Below are 15610 nucleotides of genomic sequence, written 5' to 3'. Positions count from 1 at the left end.
ATGACATGTGTGCTTCTTCCTGGAAGTGGCAGTCGATGAATCCGGAAGGGTACGCCACGCACTGAGAATCTCAAACGGTACGTTTGAGATTCTCAGACCGTGTCTTTACACCCGGAGCGGGAAAATCACAGTTTCCCGCCACCACGCAGCGTGGCGATGAATGCGGAAGTGCGCGGTGGAGCGGTTGTGTTTGAGATTCTTAGACCGCGTCTTGACTGCCGGAGCGGGGAAATCACAGTTTCCCGCCAGCCCGCAGCTTAATGCTGAATGCGGGAGAGAGCGGTTGTGTTCGAGATTCTCAGACCGTGTTTTAAATGCGGGGATCGGGACTAACGCTGTTTTGCCGCCGGTATGCAGTGGTGAATCGGGGAGGCGTCAGATGTTCCGTTTCAGCTTCCCGGAATATGGCAGCTGCCGAAAAAAGACCGGAGGATGCGGATCAGGGGCATCTTCCGGTCTTTCTCTTTCCTTGATGGTGGCAGGATTACATCAGTGATCCCCGGTCGGAGAAGGAACAGGGGAGTTTGACGGCAGCGGGAAGGGGGTGCGGGTTTTCCAGCATCATTTTCATCATGATCCCGGCGTACTGCCCCATGGTGAAGCTGTCCAGGCGGACGCTGGAAAGCGGCGGATTGGTGTACCGCACGTCTTCAATGTCATCAAAGCCCACCACGGAGACATCTTCGGGGATCTTCAGATCGTGGGAGGCCAGTGCGGCACTGACACCAATGGCGATGGGATCGCTGGCGCAGAGGATACAGGTGGGCAGCGGGTTTTTCAGGGCCAGCTGCAGACCCATTTCATAGCCTGACTCCCGGGTGAATTCCCCGGTCATGAGATAGGGCTCAAACTCGAATCCCAGTTTTTCGGCATAGGACCGGAACAGCGGCAGCCGGGGATCAGGGTATTCGGTGGCGTCATTCAGGGACTCTTTTCCGGTAACGAAAGCCACCCGGCGGTGTCCTTTGCGGGCAATGCGCTCCATGACATCCTTCATGGCGTTTTCAAAATCAAAGGAAATGGTGGTAAAAGCCGGATCCGGAGAGCTCATGTCCACGAACACCACGCTGGGGCACAGGCTGGTGAATTCCGTCATTTCCTGCCGTGAGAATTTTCCCAGGCAGATGAGCCCGTCAATGGAGCCGAAGACATCCCGGATGTGGGCGTCAGCCTTGAAGAGACGGACAATCTGCAGCTGCTCTCTGGCACAGTATTCCTCGATGCCGCTGCGGATGGAGAGATAGTAGGGATCGGCCAGTTCCTGTTCGAGGCTGTACCAGTGCAGGATGCCCACCCGGTTGGGATCCCTGTTCTTCCTGGTTTTTTTCACATAACCCAGCTCGCTGACTGCGTCCAGGATCCGCTGCCTGGTGGAGTCCGGCAAGGAGAGCCGGGGATCGTTGTTGAGAAACCGGGAGACGGCCGCCTGGCTGACACCTGCCAGAGCCGCCACTTCTTTGAGAGTAGCCATGAAGTACCTGCCTTTCGTAACGATTATACCAGTAACCCTGCCGGATGACAGCACCAGTAATGTTTTACTCCTTTTGTTTCGCTGAAAGCGGTACCATCTTATTGTATGCCAGTGTAAGCGGTTGCGGTTACCGCGACATTAGTAAAAAACATTAGTGAATTTAGTAAATCTTGTTGACGGGGGAACCGGGAGCTGGCTACAATACAGGTAATTAAGAAGAGGAGAATTTAGTATGCAGGAAACTCTTGAACAGCTGATCCGGTATGCGCTGGATCACCAGATGATTGACCCGGAAGAGACTGACTACTGTGCCAATAAACTGATTGCCCTGTTCGGTGAACCGGTGTTTCACCATCAGGAAGTCCAGGACGCCGGGCTGCCGGAGATCATGGACCGGCTTCTGGATGAAGCCGTGCGCCGGGGACTGATCCAGGACACCGTGACCGAACGGGATCTGCTGGATGCGAAAATCATGGACATCGTCATGCCCCGTCCCGGCGAAGTGAACCGGCGGTTCACGGAGCTTTATGCGAAGGATCCCCAGGCTGCCACGGACTGGTTCTACAACCTGTCCATCCGGTCCAACTACATTCACAAAGACCGCACAGACAAAAACATCAAATTCGAGCGTCCCACACCCTACGGACCCATGCAGATCACCATCAACCTCTCCAAGCCGGAGAAGGATCCCCGGGAAATTGCGGCAGCCCGCACGCAGAAATCCACCGGGTATCCCGCCTGCCTGCTGTGCAAAGAGAATGTGGGCTTTGCCGGCCATGCCAGCCACCCGGCCAGACAGAACCTGCGGATCATTCCCCTGAACCTTGGCGGGGACAAATACTACATGCAGTATTCTCCCTACATCTACTACAACGAGCACTGCATCATCTTCAACGAACAGCATGTGCCCATGCGGGTGGACCACGGCACCTTTGAGCACCTGGCGGACTTTACGGATCTCTTTGAGCACTACGCCCTGGGATCCAACACGGACATCCCCATTGTGGGGGGCTCGATCCTGACCCACGATCACTATCAGGGGGGCCGTCACCACTTTCCCATTGAAGATGCCACCGTGCGCCATCATACTGAAATCGACGGGATTTCCGTGGATCTGCTGAACTGGCCGCTGACCACGCTGCGGCTGCGCACATCCCACCGGGAAGCGCTGATTGCCCTGGCGGACCGGATCCTGGCGGACTGGATCGCCTGGGAGGACCCGGAGAATGACATCATCCGGGAAACCGGCGGAGAGCGCCACAATGCCATCACGCCGATTCTCCGGAAAAAAGACGGGGTATACGAACTGGATCTGGTGCTGCGCAACAACCGGACCACAGAAGAGTACCCCATGGGCATTTTCCACCCCCACGCTGAGCACCACCATGTGAAGAAGGAAAACATCGGGCTGATTGAAGTCATGGGTCTGGCGATCCTTCCCGCACGACTCAAGGATGAGATGAAGCTGATCGAGAATGTGCTGGCGGGAAACATGGCAGTGGAAGACGACGAACGGCTGGCCAAACACGCCCGGTGGATCGGACAGCTGCAGGAGCAGTGGACCGGGACGACCGATATGGATGACTTCCTGCAGCAGGCTCTCACGGACAAATTTGTCTGCGTGCTGGAAGATGCCGGCGTATACAAGATGGATGAGAAAGGACTGCAGGGAGCGCTGCGCTTCCTGGAACAGGTGAAACATGACAACGACTGAACAACGGCAGGGCTTCACGCTGGTGAAGTTGACAGGACCGGATCTGAAAGCCACCTTCATGGATCTGGGCGCCACCCTGCTGTCCCTGGAAGTGCGGGACAAAACGGGCAACTGGCAGGATGTGGTGCTGGGGTATGAATCCCTGGAGGATTATGAGAAGCACCAGGGCTACCTGGGAACCGTGGTGGGCCGCACCGCCAACCGGATCCGCAAAGGGCAGTTCACGCTGGACGGCCGGCAGTATCAGCTCCCGGTCAACAACGGACCCAACTGCAACCATGGCGGGGTGAAAGGCTTCTCGTTCCGGAAGTTCGACGTGGCTTCTCTCACAGATGACAGCGTGACCTTCACAATTCACTCCCCTGCAGGCGAAGAGGGCTATCCCGGCACGCTGGACGCCGCGGTGACCTATCGGCTGGAAGGACCGAAACTGGTGATCGAATATGAAGCCACCACGGACAGCCAGACCCTGGTGAACCTCACCAATCACACCTATTTCAACCTGGACGGCCACGCTTCCTCCATCGGCAGTCACCGCCTGCAGCTGGCTTCTGACGAATTCGGTCATGTGGACAAAGATGGTCTGTTCACCGGTACCCGGCAGAAAGTGGAAGGAACAGCCTTTGATTTCCGTCAGCCCCGGTATGTCCGGGAAGCACTGGAGAGCGGCGATCCGCAGATTGAAACCGCCACCGGGCTGGACCATCCCTTTTTCCTGACGCGCAGTCAGGACGCAGCCAGACTGATCAGCGACAGCACCGGCATCGAAATGCGGGTATCCACCTCTCTGCCCGCCTGTCAGATCTACTCCGCCAATTATCTCGGCGGTCAGCCCGGCAAGGATCATCTGCCCATGAACCGCCAGACGGGTATCTGCATCGAAACCGGATATGCCCCGGATGACATCAACATCGAGAAAGAGAATTCCCGGACGATTGTGAAGAAAGGAGAACCCTGGAAAGCCTGGACGGCTTTCGAGTTTGACACCGCATATGAGAGCAAGTGAAATCAGAACGAATTTTGAAACCGGGGCCTGCGATGACCTGCTGCTGGATCTGTACGGAGACAGGGACATGGTGGCCATGGAGCGTGACCGCTATGTCTATGCTCTGAATTCCTTCATGGAACACTTCGGAGACCTGGAGGTCTCGGTATTCACCGCTGCCGGCCGCACCGAGGTCTCCGGCAACCACACAGACCACCAGCATGGCCGGGTCCTGGCTGCCAGCGTGAACCTGGATTCCATTGGCGTGGCCGCCAAAGCCGATGATGTGATTGAAGTGGTGAGCGATGCCTTTGACATTGCTCCTCTGTCCACCGCGGATCTGACAAAGGATCCGGCGCAGGAAGGAACCAGCGAGGCCCTGATCAAAGGGGTATACCAGGGATTTGTGAACGACGGGTACCACACCGGGGGCATGAAAGCCTTTGTCACCAGCAACGTCCTGGCCGGTGCCGGTCTGTCCTCCTCCGCCAGCTTTGAAGTGCTGATCGGGTGCATCCTGAACGGGTTCTACAATGACAACACCGTGCCGCTGCCGGAGATCGCAAAAATCGCCCAGTATGCCGAAAACGAGTATTTCGGCAAGCCCTGCGGTCTGATGGATCAGTGCGCCTGTGCCTGCGGCGGTCTGGTGACAATCGATTTCAATGACCCGAAACAGCCGGTGATCGAGCCCATTCCGGTGGATTTTGCGAAATACGGGCACTCCCTGTGTATCGTGGACACCAAAGGCTCCCACGCGGATCTCACCGATGAATACGCGGCGATTCCCCAGGAAATGAAATCCGTGGCCCGGGCCATGGGCAAAGACGTACTGCGTCAGGTGGATGAAGCGGCGTTCTATGCCTCGCTGCCGGCTCTGCGCAAAGAATGCGGGGACCGGGCGGTGCTGCGGGCGGTGCATTTCTTCAACGAAAACCGCCGGGTGCCTGATATCGTTCAGGCACTGAAGGCAGATGATTTTGACGCGTTCCTGGCGGGTATCAATGCCTCGGGAAACTCTTCCTTTGAATACCTGCAGAATGTGTTCCCCAAAGGCGCCGACCGGCAGATGGAAGTGGCGCTGGGACTGGCACTGGCCCAGCAGGCACTGGAAGGAACCGGAGCCAGCCGGGTGCACGGCGGCGGATTTGCCGGTACGATCCAGGCCTTTGTGCCGGATGAGAAAGTGCCGGCGTTCAAGGAACTGCTGGAGAGCTGTTTCGGGCCGGGCAGCTGTCATGTGCTGAAGATCCGCAAATACGGCGGCCACCAGGTGCTGTAAACGGAAACCGGTACGAAAGAGAATACGCGAAAAGGGCATCCGGTAAAACGGATGCCTTTTCCAATGGGATGGGAAAGGGTGATGGCCGGGGACAGATGCTTATGCCGAAAACGGCAGAGTCTGCTGTCTCAGCTGACGCAGCAGGGGTTCCAGCATGCCGGCGATGTCCCGGAAGCTCTCAAATTCCCCGCGGGAAATGCCGTCAGTTTCCAGACAGTCAATGTCCAGCACGGCGATGCAGGTTCCGTCTTCCATTAGCGGGAACACGGCTTCGCTGCGGGAATCGCTGTCACAGGCAATGTGCCCCGTAAAGGCATGCACATCCGGCACCAGGAGGGCTTCCTGTTTCGCCGCGCAGGTGCCCACCACGCCGGTTCCCAGGGGAATGGACGTACAGGCGGGCTTGCCCATGAACGGGCCCAGATACAGCTGATCACCATCCCGGAGATACAGACCGGACCAGTTGATGGTTTCGTCAGACCAGTACACAAGAGACAGAATGTTGCAGATGGCAGACAGGGGGTGGCAGCCCTGACTGAGCGCCCGGGCCTGTTCTGTGAGAATGGTGTTGTGGTTCATGACTGTGTTATACCACATCCGGAGTCCGCACAGCAGTCACCGGGCAAAAGCACGCAGCTGTCCCTGACAGGCGGCACCGCACTATACTGCAGGCAGAAGGAAAGGAGAGAGGCTGTGACAGACTGCAGCAATTACCGGAAGTTTGGCCCGGTGATGGACTCCATGGCCCGGCTGGACAAAACAGATATGGATCAGCTGCTGCTGGCCCGGGAGCCGGAAACCGGTCTTGCAGAATACTATTCCGCCCATACCGACTGGATGGATCCGGATGCCAGAGTGGTGTTCATTGGAATCTGCCCGGGTTTTGAGCAGATGAAGCTGTCCTTCGACCTGGTCCGTGAATACAGCAGCCAGCCCGGGGAAGAAGTGCTGCGCGCTGCCAAGGTGCATGCCCGGTTCGGAAAATCCATGCGCCGCAACCTCATTGCCCTGGCCAACCGGACAAACCTGCCAGAACTGCTGGGCATACGGGACTGTGCGGATCTCTTTGAACCGGACTGCCATCTCATGGACAACACCGCCCTGCTGCCCTATCCCGTGTTCCGACAAGGGAAAAACTACACAGGTCATGCACCGAAAATCAGCAAGTCGCCCATGCTCACGGAAATCTGCGAAAGGCAGCTGAAAAAGATTCTGAACACATATCCGGATGCGGTGTTCATTCCCCTGGGCAAGTGCGTGGATGAACAGCTGATTCTGTCCGGTGCAATCCCCGAAGAGCGGATCATCCATGGCTTTCCCCATCCCTCCGGCGCCAACGGACATCGCTTCCGTCAGCTGGAAGAAAACCTGGATTCCATCAACCGGCAGCTGGAGAACGCCCTGAAAAAGGAGGAGAATCATCATGCAGCATAAACTGAACATCAAACGGAGTTATGACCCGGAAACCCCGGAAGACGGAACCCGGATTCTGGTGGACCGCCTCTGGCCCCGGGGAGAATCCAGAGCGAAAGCCGATCTGGCGGAATGGGACAAGGCGATTGCCCCCGCCGCGGATCTGCGCAAAGCCTTTCATGAGGGAGAACTGCCCTTTGAAGAGTTCGCCCGCTTGTACCGCCGGCAGCTGGAGGAGTCCTGTGAAGCGGCGCAGTTCGCAGATCATGTCCGGGACCTGCTGAAACAGGGCAATGTCACACTGCTGTATGCCAGCAGGGACCGGGAGCACAACAATGCGCTGGTGCTGAAAAACTGGCTGGAGGAAAAAGGCGTCAGGTCGTGATTCCAGGATGCCGATGGGGCTGCGCCCTGACAGGGCATGAAATGAGCGCGGCAGATGCTGCCTGACCGTGGGAAAATCACCCACAGACCATATCAGACCAATGCAAAAAGAGATCCGCCTCAATCGGGAAAGACGGATCTCTTTTGCGTATTCCTCATGGATCAGCCCGCAGCAGGCTGCGGCATCAGTTCAGGGAACCGGGCCGGAACAGCCGGCGTCCCAGGGTGATCAGAGCCGTGAACACCAGGAACAGCTCCAGACGTCCCAGGATCATGCCGGTGATTTCGATCAGCAGCGTACCGGCACTGGCTGCAGCCGACGTCACTCCCACGGAGAGGCCCACGGTCCCCAGGGAAGAAGCAAATTCGAAGAATGCATCCTGCATGGAACAGCCGGCACTGGCGGCCAGCAGAATGGAGCCGGTGAGAAAAATGACCAGATACAGCAGGATGAAACCTGCCGCATCCTTGAACTGACTGTCGGAAATGGCCCCGGTCCGCTGCGGCGTGGTGATCGAGGGAGTCAGGACCTGTCTGGCCGGGTCCGCTTTCTTCATGATCCGGTTGGTGACCAGTCTGCTGGCAATGGCCACACGGAAGAGCTTGATGCCGCCGGCGGTGGATCCCAGTCCCCCGCCGCAGAGCATGAGCACGATCATGATCCCGATGGCAGCCGGCGGCCAGCCGGTGTAGGACATCAGGGAGAAACCGGAGGTGGACAGGGCGGATACCGCTTCAAAGAGTGATTCCAGCAGGGCCGCAGGCCAGGCCAGTCCGAAGGCATCCATCAGCAGCAGGGAGATTCCCGCCGTGGCAATGACCAGGATCACGGCGCCCAGCCGGACTTCGGTGATCCGGGATACCCGCCGGAACCTGCCTTTGAGCAGCAGTGCCAGAATCAGGAAGTTGGTGGTGCCGGCAATCATGAGCACGATGGTGATCAGAGAGATCGCTGCGGAATGCCAGTGACCGACACTGGCGCCGTAGTTGGCAAATCCGCCGGTGGACAGAGCGCACATGGTGGTGCACAGGGCATCAAAGAAGGACACGCCTGCCAGCAGGTAAGCCAGAATGCCGCCGGCCAGAAACAGCAGATAGATTTTCAGAATGGTCCGGGCGGTGGCCATGAGATTGGGCACCAGCCAGTCGGCGTGCCCTTCGGCAGCGTAGAGTGCCGCGGACTGCCGGTTCTGAATGAGCATGGCCATCATGAGCAGGAACCCCAGTCCGCCGCAGTACTGCATGAAGGACCGGTAAAAGAGAATCAGCCGTGACTGGGCTTCCACGTCCATCACCGAGAGCCCGGTGATGGTCCAGCCGCTGACGGATTCAAACAGCGCCTGTACCGGTGTCAGCTGACACAGCAGCCAGAAGGGCAGCGCCCCGATGAAAAATCCCCAGAGCCAGCCGGCGACCACGGTGAGGGCATCCCAGTGCCGGACCAGCGGTCTGTCGGATTTTGCCAGAAGCCGCAGGGCAAGACCTGCGGCTGCGGAAATGCCCGCAGGCAGCAGAAAGGCCCAGGCCTGCGACAGGCTGGCAGGTTCAAACAGACAGCCAGCCAGGGAAACGATCAGGCAGCCGGCGATGATCAGCATGATGTCCCCCAGGCTTTTGCGGTCAATGAGCCCTGGTCTGCGCTGTCTGCTGAAGGTTTCAGTCATTCTGTCCGGCTCCCGCCCGGCTGTTCAGGGCAATGGGCGTCAGCTCTTCCTCCAGGTTGAAGAGCGTGGCAATCTGCTGTTCCATGCCCTGGTCCGCGACGATGATCAGCGAATCCCCGGAGAACAGCCGGCTGCTGCCCGAGGGAATCTCCATGCGGCCGTTGTGCACAATACTGGAGACGATGCTGCCTTTGGGCAGCGGGATCTCATCCAGGGTTCTGGTCACGTAGGGACTGCTGTCCGCAACGGAAATCTGAAACAGGACCGGGGACGAGAATTCTGCGGCGGCAGCAGCGGGGGTGGCGGCATTTGTTCTGCCGCCGGTTTCCAGACTCTGGGCCAGGTGTCCGGAAAGGATCTGCTGTTCCAGCAGGCCGCTGATCACGGAGGAGGCACATACGGTCTGATCCACGCCGGCCCGGCGGAAGAACACCGCTTTCTGTTCATCTGCCAGCAGGGAAATGGTCCAGGGGATCCCGAAGCGTTTTTTCGCCAGCAGACAGATCACCAGGTTGGCGGCATCGGATTCGCTCATGGCGGCAATCATCCCGGCCTGGTCTGCCCCGGCCTGTTCCAGCACATAGGGTTTGGCGGGATTGCCGTAGAACACATCCACACCTTTTTCTGTGGGCAGATTTTCTGCCTCCTGCCGGCTGCGGGCAATCAGAGATACGGGATAGCCTTTGTCGTGGAGCAGGTTGGCCAGAAAAGCCGCCCGCTGTCCGCCGGCGGCGATCAGAACTCTCGGTTTCATAAAGAAGCCTCCAGCCGGTTCAGCATGGTTTCTGTACCAAGCTGCACAGGGCATATGCATTCAATGCCCATGTCCTCCACGATTTCCTGCAGCGCTTCTTCCTTGATTCGGCAAAGCACCACGGGGATGTCGTACAGGATCCGGGCCATGAGCGCCCACATGATGTTCACATCTTCGTCATCGGTGACCGCTGCCAGGGCTCTGGCCGACCCGGCGCCTGCTTCTTCCAGCATCTGGATGGGCATGCCGTCTTCTTCCATGACAGAACCGGAAAAGGATGCCGGCAGTCGGGTGAAGGCATCCGGATTGCGGTCAATGACCGTGACCCAGCCTCCCTGTTCCGAGATGGAGCGCGCCAGCAGGGCCCCATGTGCCCGCATCCCAGAATCAGCACATTTTTGTTCTGCAGCCGGCTGGAAGCACCAGCCTGAGGCTGCTGTCTGTGTTTTGTGTTCAGTTTCATGTTCGGTTTGTTCTTTCTTTCTGTATATCCGGGCGGTGATTCTCATCCGCCGGTCCAGATTCCACATAATTGAGGCCGTCCCGCTGCACGATGTGGCAGACGGGTCCGTGTTCCGGCTGTTCCGGTACCGTGAATACCGGGTGAGCCGGATCCTGAAGGGGTCCCATGGCACGGGAATAGGCATTCAGGTTTTCCCTGGCGGGAGCGTACCCCGGTCCCAGGTCCAGGGAAGCCCGGAAATGGTTCAGCGCCATCTGCTGGCGGCCTTCCATTTCCTCCACGATCCCGATGAGATTCTGCGGAACCGGGGAATCGGGAAACTCGGCGGATCCCCGGGCTGCTGTCTGCAGGGCCTGGGGCAGTTCCTGTTTTTCCGTGAGCTGTTCCACCTGACTGATCAGTGCATTCTGCGCGCTGCTGTCAGCCGCTGTCTCTTTTGTGCGCATCTTGTTGCCTCCTTTTCAGGCTTTCTCATGTTCAGTCTATGCAAAAGCCGGAAAGCGGGCTTTGCAGACGAATGTGATACTTTTGTGAGAAAGTGAGGTTTCTGTGAGAAACAATCCGGACCCGGCTGACCGTCAGCCGGATCCGGATGAAAAAGTCCTGATTACGATTCCGGTTCCAGGGAACCGGTGATGTCGGTCTGCCGCAGCTGATAGCCAAAGCCGGCTACTGTGACCAGGTGTCTGGGATGGTGAAAGGACTGTTCGGTTTTTTTCCGCAGCGCCAGCACCAGTGATCGCAGCGACTGGGTGTCACTGCCATAGGCGGGGCCATACAGCTGTTCCAGAATGACCTGTGCAGCCACCGGTCTGTCAGGCTGCCGGGCCAGAATGGACAGCAGCCGGAATTCCAGGGGTGTCAGGGAGTGCCTTTGCCCCTGCCGCATGATGGACCGGGTTTCCGGACAGAACACCAGACGGTCAGCTGCCAGGGTCCCGGCATCCGGTTCTTCACTGCCATTTTCCAGGGAAAACAGCGTCCGGATGGCGGAGAGTCCTTCCTGCATCTGCAGAGCCGGTGATTCTTCCGGCGGACTGTTCAGGTCCCCGGAAGACGGGTGCAGGATCAGCAGCGGGGCGTTTTTCAGCAGCTCCGGAAGCATCCCGGTATTCTCCCGGATACTTTCCAGCCACACCAGTTCCAGGGGCGCCCGGAGTACGCAGGCGGCTTTTCTGGCTGCCTGCATGAGGATCGGTGCCTGTTCGCTGCTCATGGCCTGATCCGGATGCACATAGGAAGTCTGTTCCCTGTATATATTCTTCAGATTGACCGCGGCAGGCAGATAGTCCGGCTGGATGAGCAGACTGGCGCAATAGTGCACCCGTGCCTGTTCCGGATCGGGTGTCTGCAGCAGGATGCCCAGCAGGTTGTGGCAGGCAGCTTCCTGACTGACCGTCGCCGTCTGAGCCCTGGCAAACTCCAGGGCTGCCTGCAGCCCCTGTTCGCTGGCTATGGCCATAGCCCGGTCCAGCAGTGTTTCCATATCCTCAGGGGAAGGATCCTGGCAGGCTGCAAAAGATGAAGATGCCGGTTCTGTCATGATCTGTCTCCTTTCTGGTCATTGGCATGATACAGAAGAGTGCCGTGAAAAAGGTGTGAGAATGCGTGAGAATCCTGTGAAAAGCCGCCTGTCTCTGTGGCCGTTCACAGAGACAGGCGGCTGAAGAATGCCCGGGAGTATGCAGGATTCAGTGAGAAGGCATCCGGTATCCCACGCCGATTTCCGTCAGCAGATACACCGGTCTGGCCGGATCGGGTTCCACACGCCGGCGCAGGGACGCCATCAGGGAGCGCAGGGACTGGGTATCCGCCGTGGCGTATTTGCCGTAGAGCGCCTCCAGAATCTGTCTTGTGGTCACGGTTTTCCCCGCATGTTCCATCATGAGCTTCAGAAGACTGAACTCCAGCGGGGACAGATGGATCTGTTCCTGCCCACGGAACAGCTCGCTGCATCCGGTGTCCAGCCGCAGGTCCCGGACCTGAAGAATCTGCGCACTAACGGGTGTCAGACGGTTTTTCCGGCGCATCACCGCCTTGACCCGGGCCACCAGCTCGGCTGCGCCGAAGGGTTTGGTCAGGTAGTCATCCGCGCCCAGTTCCAGGGCTTTCACTTTCTGGTCTTCCTGATTCCGGGCCGAGATGACAATCAGGGCAGTCTCTGCCTGCCGGGCAGCTTCCGGAATCAGATTCAGGCCGTCACCATCCGCAAATCCCAGATCCAGCAGAACCAGGTCGAAGGGGCCGCCGCCACTTTCAGATTGCTGTGTCTGTGCAATCTGCTGCAGGGCCTGCTGAAAGGAGGAAGCCCGGCAGCAGGCAAATCCCTGTTCCTGCAGAATGTAGCTGATCAGATTCTGAATCTGTTCATCGTCTTCCGCAATCAGCGCCCGAAGCGGCTGGCTGTCTTTGCAACCGGTCTGTTCTGTCATTCTCCTTCTCCTTTCTGTCCGTACCCGTCCAGGGGAATCCGCAGGGTGAAGCGCACGCCGGCTGGATAATCGGTATCCGCCGGTGCATTGGCTGCTTCGATGGTCCCCTGATGCAGGGAGGCAATGGCCCGGACAATGGCCAGTCCCAGGCCGAAATGTTCCTTCCGGCTCTCCCCGGAGACAGAAGGCAGGAAGATGCCGGTTTCTTCCCCCGGCGCCAGGGGTCTTCCTGCGTTGCGGACTTCATAGACCACCTGTCCATTGTCTTCTTCCACACGAAGTTCAATGGGAATGTTCCCGGGCTGATAGCGGGCGCTGTTTTCCAGCAGATTGTTCAGCAGCTGCACCATCAGCACGCCGTCCAGACTGGCCATCACCGGTTCCCCGGGGAATCTGCAGATTCACCCGCATCCCCGGATGGGTGCGTTCAAACTGATCCGCCGCGATGGAAGCCGGTTCTTCCGCCGGCATCCATTCCCGGTGAATCACCAGTTCCTTCTGACTCAGCCGCGTCAGATCCAGAATATTCTGCACCATCTCCAGCAGATGGTCGGCTTCCTGTTTCAGATTCTGCACATGCGCTGCCATATCCTCCGGACTGCGGATACCGGCAGCCTGCACAGTACAGGACGGACTCTGCAGCTGTTCCAGCATCATGTCGCATTCCAGCTGCATCCGGGTAAGCGGGGTGCGGATATCATGGGAAATGGACGCCAGCAGACTGCTTCGCTCCTGCTCACGCACAGCCAGTTCCAGCGCCTGTTTCTTTTCATCCTGACTGATGCGCCGGGCCACCGCCAGTCTGGTGCTTTCACACAGTGTATCCAGCAGATGCCGCCGGGCAGGGGAAAGAGACTGCACCAGACGGTCTTCCAGCACCAGTGCCGGGAATCCGGATTCGCTCAGGGGAATGCGGCACTGCCCGGATCCGGATCCGGCTGATGGGGGCTGCGTTTCCAGTCTGATCCGGCTGACAGGCACCCGCAGGGCTGCAGCGGCTTCCTGCTGCAGCAGGATGGCCATGTCACCGGGTGTGGCGCACTGTTCCAGCCTGGACAGCAGCCGGCTCATGATCCGCAGCCGTTCATTGTGCTCCCGCAGCCGCCCCACCAGTCCGGTGACCAGCAGGGAGAACACCGTCATGACCGCGAAGGTGATCAGATAGGAGTGGTTGTCCACGGAGAGGCTGTGATAAGGCTTCGTGAAGGAAAAGTTGAAGGAAAGTGTTGCTGCAAGGGACGCGAGAATGTCCGCCTGATAGCTGCTGGTGAAGGCAGAAGCAGCAATCACCGCTGCCATATAAATCAGAACGATGTTCGTCTCCGGCAGACCCAGCCGGAAAAACAGCAAGGATACACCCCAGGCCGCACTCAGGGCAGCCGCAATGATCCAGAGAGAATGCAGAGGACGGCGAAGCCGGAGATTGTATTTTCCGGACACAGACTGATTCATGACGGGACTCCTTTCCGGACAGCCGCAATGCGGCATGCACAGTTTCATTGTAGGCCACAGCCGGGGCCAGTCTGCGGATTTGCCTTCAGCCGGCCGCTGGCGGACACAGGGCGGAATTGTGACAGGGCCGGAAATCCGGTCACCATCGGCAGGGTAGGGGATCCGCTGCATGCGGGTCCTTTCTGTAAATAAATATTGGAAAACGCTCCGAAAGCGCTTTACAATAATTCCATGCATCTGGAATACACCACCGGCCCCATTCCTTTGCTGCCGCTGCAGAAAGTCACCCGGAATCTGCTCTTTGCCACAGGAATTCTGTTCCTGGTTTTCACCGTGCTGTTCGCACCGGTTCTCTGGACGCTGAGCATCGTGTTCTTTGTCTGGGGCTGGTGGTACAGCCGCCGGCTGAAACACGAGTATGAATACATACTGGACGGGCAGCAGCTGTATGTGCTGAAGATCTTCAACCGCTACCGCCGGCGGGTGTTCGGGAAGTATGACCTGAATTCCCTGCAGCGGATCACAGATGATCCGGAATTTGTGCAGGAGTATTACCTGAAGCCGGGCATTACGCGCACCCGGAAAGCCGGACATCCTGCCCGGGGAACCATGGCACTGGTGTTCCCCACAGAGCAGGGACATGACATTCTGTGTCTGGACATGGACAGCGGACTGCGTCAGGCACTCCTGAAACAGAAGCCTTTCTCCGCGAAGGTCCGCTGGAGAGAAACCGGCTGACGAACCTTTGACATCTTCATTATTTCCTGCCCGGGGCTGCGGCTCCGGGCTTTCTGTGGTTCAAAAACTGTTTGGAAATTAATGGAAATAAAAATTCCAAAATGTTGTTGCATATTCCGGAACGGGAATTTATCATGAAAGCGCAACCACTGGAAACGTTTACTTTTTGGTAAGCGGGTCTGAACTTTCATGAACGAGAGGAGAATATGAAGATGAAGAAGTGGACGACTCTTTCCCTGAGCGCAGCCATGGCGCTGTCGCTGGCAGCCTGCTCCGGCGCAGACAAACCGGCAGAAAACACCGGCGGCGACACAGCCGGTGAAACCCAGGACGTGACCCTGACGGTCTGGGCACCCCAGGAAGACCAGGCAGATGACTACGGCAACTGGCTGGGCAAAATGGAAGAAAACTTTGCGGCGGCTCACCCGGAATACAACATCACCTGGAAAAACGAAGTCTGCCAGGAAGGCGATGTGGGGGACAAAGTGGTCCAGGACCCGGAAAACTCCGCGGACGTGTATCTGTTTGCCAATGACCAGATCGGCAAGCTGAAGGATGCCAACGCCATTGCGGAACTGGGCGGCAAGACTCTGGATCAGATCAAAGCCGACAACTCCGAAGTCGTTGTGGATTCCGTGACGCAGGACGGTGCCGTTTATGGTGTTCCCTTCACCACAAACACCTGGTTCATGTACTACAACAAGAGCATGGTCAGCGAAGATGAAATCAAGTCCCTGGATGACATCATCGCCAAAAACAAAATCACATTCCCCGTTTCCAACTCCTGGTATCTGCCGGCTTTCTATTACTTGATAGACTACCAAGCTCAGTTAATGGCTTATCACGCATAAATAGCGC

Annotated in this window: 17 protein-coding genes; 7 read left to right on the top strand and 10 right to left on the bottom strand. The window is 58.0% G+C overall.

The features are described 5' to 3' along the window. Positions 1 to 484: 484 nt before the first annotated feature. A complete protein-coding gene (locus QZ305_RS10440) occupies positions 485 to 1471 on the bottom strand; it encodes a LacI family DNA-binding transcriptional regulator (RefSeq protein WP_294731832.1) in 987 nt (328 codons plus the stop codon). A gap of 232 nt (positions 1472 to 1703) precedes the next feature. On the opposite strand from QZ305_RS10440, the gene QZ305_RS10435 reads away from it, so the two are divergent. From QZ305_RS10435 to QZ305_RS10425, 3 genes are read left to right on the top strand one after another with little or no spacing between them, the layout of a single operon-like run. Further along, entirely contained in the window at positions 1704 to 3185 is a 1482-nt protein-coding gene (locus tag QZ305_RS10435; RefSeq protein WP_294731831.1) for a UDP-glucose--hexose-1-phosphate uridylyltransferase, read from the top strand. Continuing rightward, complete coding sequence (locus QZ305_RS10430; protein ID WP_294731829.1) at positions 3172 to 4191, top strand: aldose epimerase family protein; 1020 nt, start codon at positions 3172 to 3174, stop codon at positions 4189 to 4191. The genes QZ305_RS10435 and QZ305_RS10430 overlap by 14 nt, the downstream gene beginning before the upstream one ends. Further along, a complete protein-coding gene (locus QZ305_RS10425) occupies positions 4178 to 5452 on the top strand; it encodes a galactokinase family protein (RefSeq protein WP_294731827.1) in 1275 nt (424 codons plus the stop codon). The genes QZ305_RS10430 and QZ305_RS10425 overlap by 14 nt, the downstream gene beginning before the upstream one ends. Positions 5453 to 5551: 99 nt before the next feature. Here the strand turns inward: QZ305_RS10425 and QZ305_RS10420 are convergent, their stop codons facing one another. Beyond that, entirely contained in the window at positions 5552 to 6031 is a 480-nt protein-coding gene (locus QZ305_RS10420) for a GAF domain-containing protein (protein WP_294731826.1), read from the bottom strand. 114 nt (positions 6032 to 6145) lie between these two features. Between QZ305_RS10420 and QZ305_RS10415 the strand changes: the two genes are divergently transcribed. Together QZ305_RS10415 and QZ305_RS10410 are read left to right on the top strand one after the other, a co-directional pair. Continuing rightward, entirely contained in the window at positions 6146 to 6886 is a 741-nt protein-coding gene (locus QZ305_RS10415; protein ID WP_294731824.1) for a hypothetical protein, read from the top strand. Then, entirely contained in the window at positions 6876 to 7250 is a 375-nt protein-coding gene (locus QZ305_RS10410; protein WP_294731822.1) for a DUF488 domain-containing protein, read from the top strand. The genes QZ305_RS10415 and QZ305_RS10410 overlap by 11 nt, the downstream gene beginning before the upstream one ends. A 184-nt stretch (positions 7251 to 7434) precedes the next feature. Here QZ305_RS10410 and QZ305_RS10405 read toward each other — a convergent pair whose 3' ends face one another. From QZ305_RS10405 to QZ305_RS10370, 8 genes are all read right to left on the bottom strand, one after another. Next, positions 7435 to 8913 (bottom strand): TrkH family potassium uptake protein, encoded by a 1479-nt coding sequence (locus QZ305_RS10405; protein ID WP_294731820.1) that lies wholly within the window; start codon positions 8911 to 8913, stop codon positions 7435 to 7437. Beyond that, positions 8906 to 9667: a TrkA family potassium uptake protein gene (locus QZ305_RS10400; RefSeq protein ID WP_294731819.1), complete on the bottom strand. Its 762-nt coding sequence runs from the start codon at positions 9665 to 9667 to the stop codon at positions 8906 to 8908. The genes QZ305_RS10405 and QZ305_RS10400 overlap by 8 nt, the downstream gene beginning before the upstream one ends. Beyond that, on the bottom strand, positions 9664 to 10047 hold the full coding sequence (locus tag QZ305_RS10395; RefSeq protein ID WP_294731817.1) for an NAD-binding protein: 384 nt from the start codon (positions 10045 to 10047) through the stop codon (positions 9664 to 9666). The genes QZ305_RS10400 and QZ305_RS10395 overlap by 4 nt, the downstream gene beginning before the upstream one ends. Positions 10048 to 10126: 79 nt before the next feature. Next, complete coding sequence (locus QZ305_RS10390) at positions 10127 to 10576, bottom strand: hypothetical protein (protein WP_294731815.1); 450 nt, start codon at positions 10574 to 10576, stop codon at positions 10127 to 10129. A gap of 161 nt (positions 10577 to 10737) precedes the next feature. Then, a complete protein-coding gene (locus QZ305_RS10385; protein ID WP_294731813.1) occupies positions 10738 to 11673 on the bottom strand; it encodes a winged helix-turn-helix domain-containing protein in 936 nt (311 codons plus the stop codon). A 148-nt stretch (positions 11674 to 11821) separates the two neighbouring features. After that, a complete protein-coding gene (locus tag QZ305_RS10380; RefSeq protein WP_294731812.1) occupies positions 11822 to 12562 on the bottom strand; it encodes a response regulator in 741 nt (246 codons plus the stop codon). After that, positions 12559 to 12936, bottom strand: a complete 378-nt coding sequence (locus tag QZ305_RS10375) for a sensor histidine kinase KdpD (RefSeq protein WP_294731810.1) — start codon at positions 12934 to 12936, stop codon at positions 12559 to 12561. The genes QZ305_RS10380 and QZ305_RS10375 overlap by 4 nt, the downstream gene beginning before the upstream one ends. Further along, on the bottom strand, positions 12845 to 14014 hold the full coding sequence (locus tag QZ305_RS10370; RefSeq protein WP_294731809.1) for a DUF4118 domain-containing protein: 1170 nt from the start codon (positions 14012 to 14014) through the stop codon (positions 12845 to 12847). Before QZ305_RS10370 ends, QZ305_RS10375 begins: the two co-directional genes overlap by 92 nt. Before the next feature lie 231 nt (positions 14015 to 14245). On the opposite strand from QZ305_RS10370, the gene QZ305_RS10365 reads away from it, so the two are divergent. Together QZ305_RS10365 and QZ305_RS10360 are read left to right on the top strand one after the other, a co-directional pair. After that, positions 14246 to 14752, top strand: a complete 507-nt coding sequence (locus QZ305_RS10365) for a hypothetical protein (protein ID WP_294731808.1) — start codon at positions 14246 to 14248, stop codon at positions 14750 to 14752. Positions 14753 to 14964: 212 nt separating this feature from the next. Next, entirely contained in the window at positions 14965 to 15603 is a 639-nt protein-coding gene (locus QZ305_RS10360) for an extracellular solute-binding protein (protein ID WP_294731807.1), read from the top strand. Positions 15604 to 15610 lie beyond the last annotated feature (7 nt).

This window comes from uncultured Faecalibaculum sp. (assembly GCF_910588395.1).
Classification (GTDB): Bacteria; Bacillota_I; Bacilli_A; order Erysipelotrichales; family Erysipelotrichaceae; genus Faecalibaculum.
The sequence above is the reverse complement of the archived record's forward strand: the minus strand, read 5'-3'. Positions and strand labels throughout refer to the sequence as shown.

Excerpts from the sequence above, each read along its gene's own strand:
- QZ305_RS10440 (WP_294731832.1), bottom strand. The coding sequence starts at position 1,471 with ATGGCTACTCTCAAAGAAGTGGCGGCTCTGGCAGGTGTCAGCCAGGCG.
- QZ305_RS10435 (WP_294731831.1), top strand. The coding sequence starts at position 1,704 with ATGCAGGAAACTCTTGAACAGCTGATCCGGTATGCGCTGGATCACCAG.
- QZ305_RS10430 (WP_294731829.1), top strand. The coding sequence starts at position 3,172 with ATGACAACGACTGAACAACGGCAGGGCTTCACGCTGGTGAAGTTGACA.
- QZ305_RS10425 (WP_294731827.1), top strand. The coding sequence starts at position 4,178 with ATGAGAGCAAGTGAAATCAGAACGAATTTTGAAACCGGGGCCTGCGAT.
- QZ305_RS10420 (WP_294731826.1), bottom strand. The coding sequence starts at position 6,031 with ATGAACCACAACACCATTCTCACAGAACAGGCCCGGGCGCTCAGTCAG.
- QZ305_RS10410 (WP_294731822.1), top strand. The coding sequence starts at position 6,876 with ATGCAGCATAAACTGAACATCAAACGGAGTTATGACCCGGAAACCCCG.
- QZ305_RS10405 (WP_294731820.1), bottom strand. The coding sequence starts at position 8,913 with ATGACTGAAACCTTCAGCAGACAGCGCAGACCAGGGCTCATTGACCGC.
- QZ305_RS10400 (WP_294731819.1), bottom strand. The coding sequence starts at position 9,667 with ATGAAACCGAGAGTTCTGATCGCCGCCGGCGGACAGCGGGCGGCTTTT.
- QZ305_RS10395 (WP_294731817.1), bottom strand. The coding sequence starts at position 10,047 with ATGCGGGCACATGGGGCCCTGCTGGCGCGCTCCATCTCGGAACAGGGA.
- QZ305_RS10390 (WP_294731815.1), bottom strand. The coding sequence starts at position 10,576 with ATGCGCACAAAAGAGACAGCGGCTGACAGCAGCGCGCAGAATGCACTG.
- QZ305_RS10385 (WP_294731813.1), bottom strand. The coding sequence starts at position 11,673 with ATGACAGAACCGGCATCTTCATCTTTTGCAGCCTGCCAGGATCCTTCC.
- QZ305_RS10380 (WP_294731812.1), bottom strand. The coding sequence starts at position 12,562 with ATGACAGAACAGACCGGTTGCAAAGACAGCCAGCCGCTTCGGGCGCTG.
- QZ305_RS10375 (WP_294731810.1), bottom strand. The coding sequence starts at position 12,936 with ATGGCCAGTCTGGACGGCGTGCTGATGGTGCAGCTGCTGAACAATCTG.
- QZ305_RS10370 (WP_294731809.1), bottom strand. The coding sequence starts at position 14,014 with ATGAATCAGTCTGTGTCCGGAAAATACAATCTCCGGCTTCGCCGTCCT.
- QZ305_RS10365 (WP_294731808.1), top strand. The coding sequence starts at position 14,246 with ATGCATCTGGAATACACCACCGGCCCCATTCCTTTGCTGCCGCTGCAG.
- QZ305_RS10360 (WP_294731807.1), top strand. The coding sequence starts at position 14,965 with ATGAAGAAGTGGACGACTCTTTCCCTGAGCGCAGCCATGGCGCTGTCG.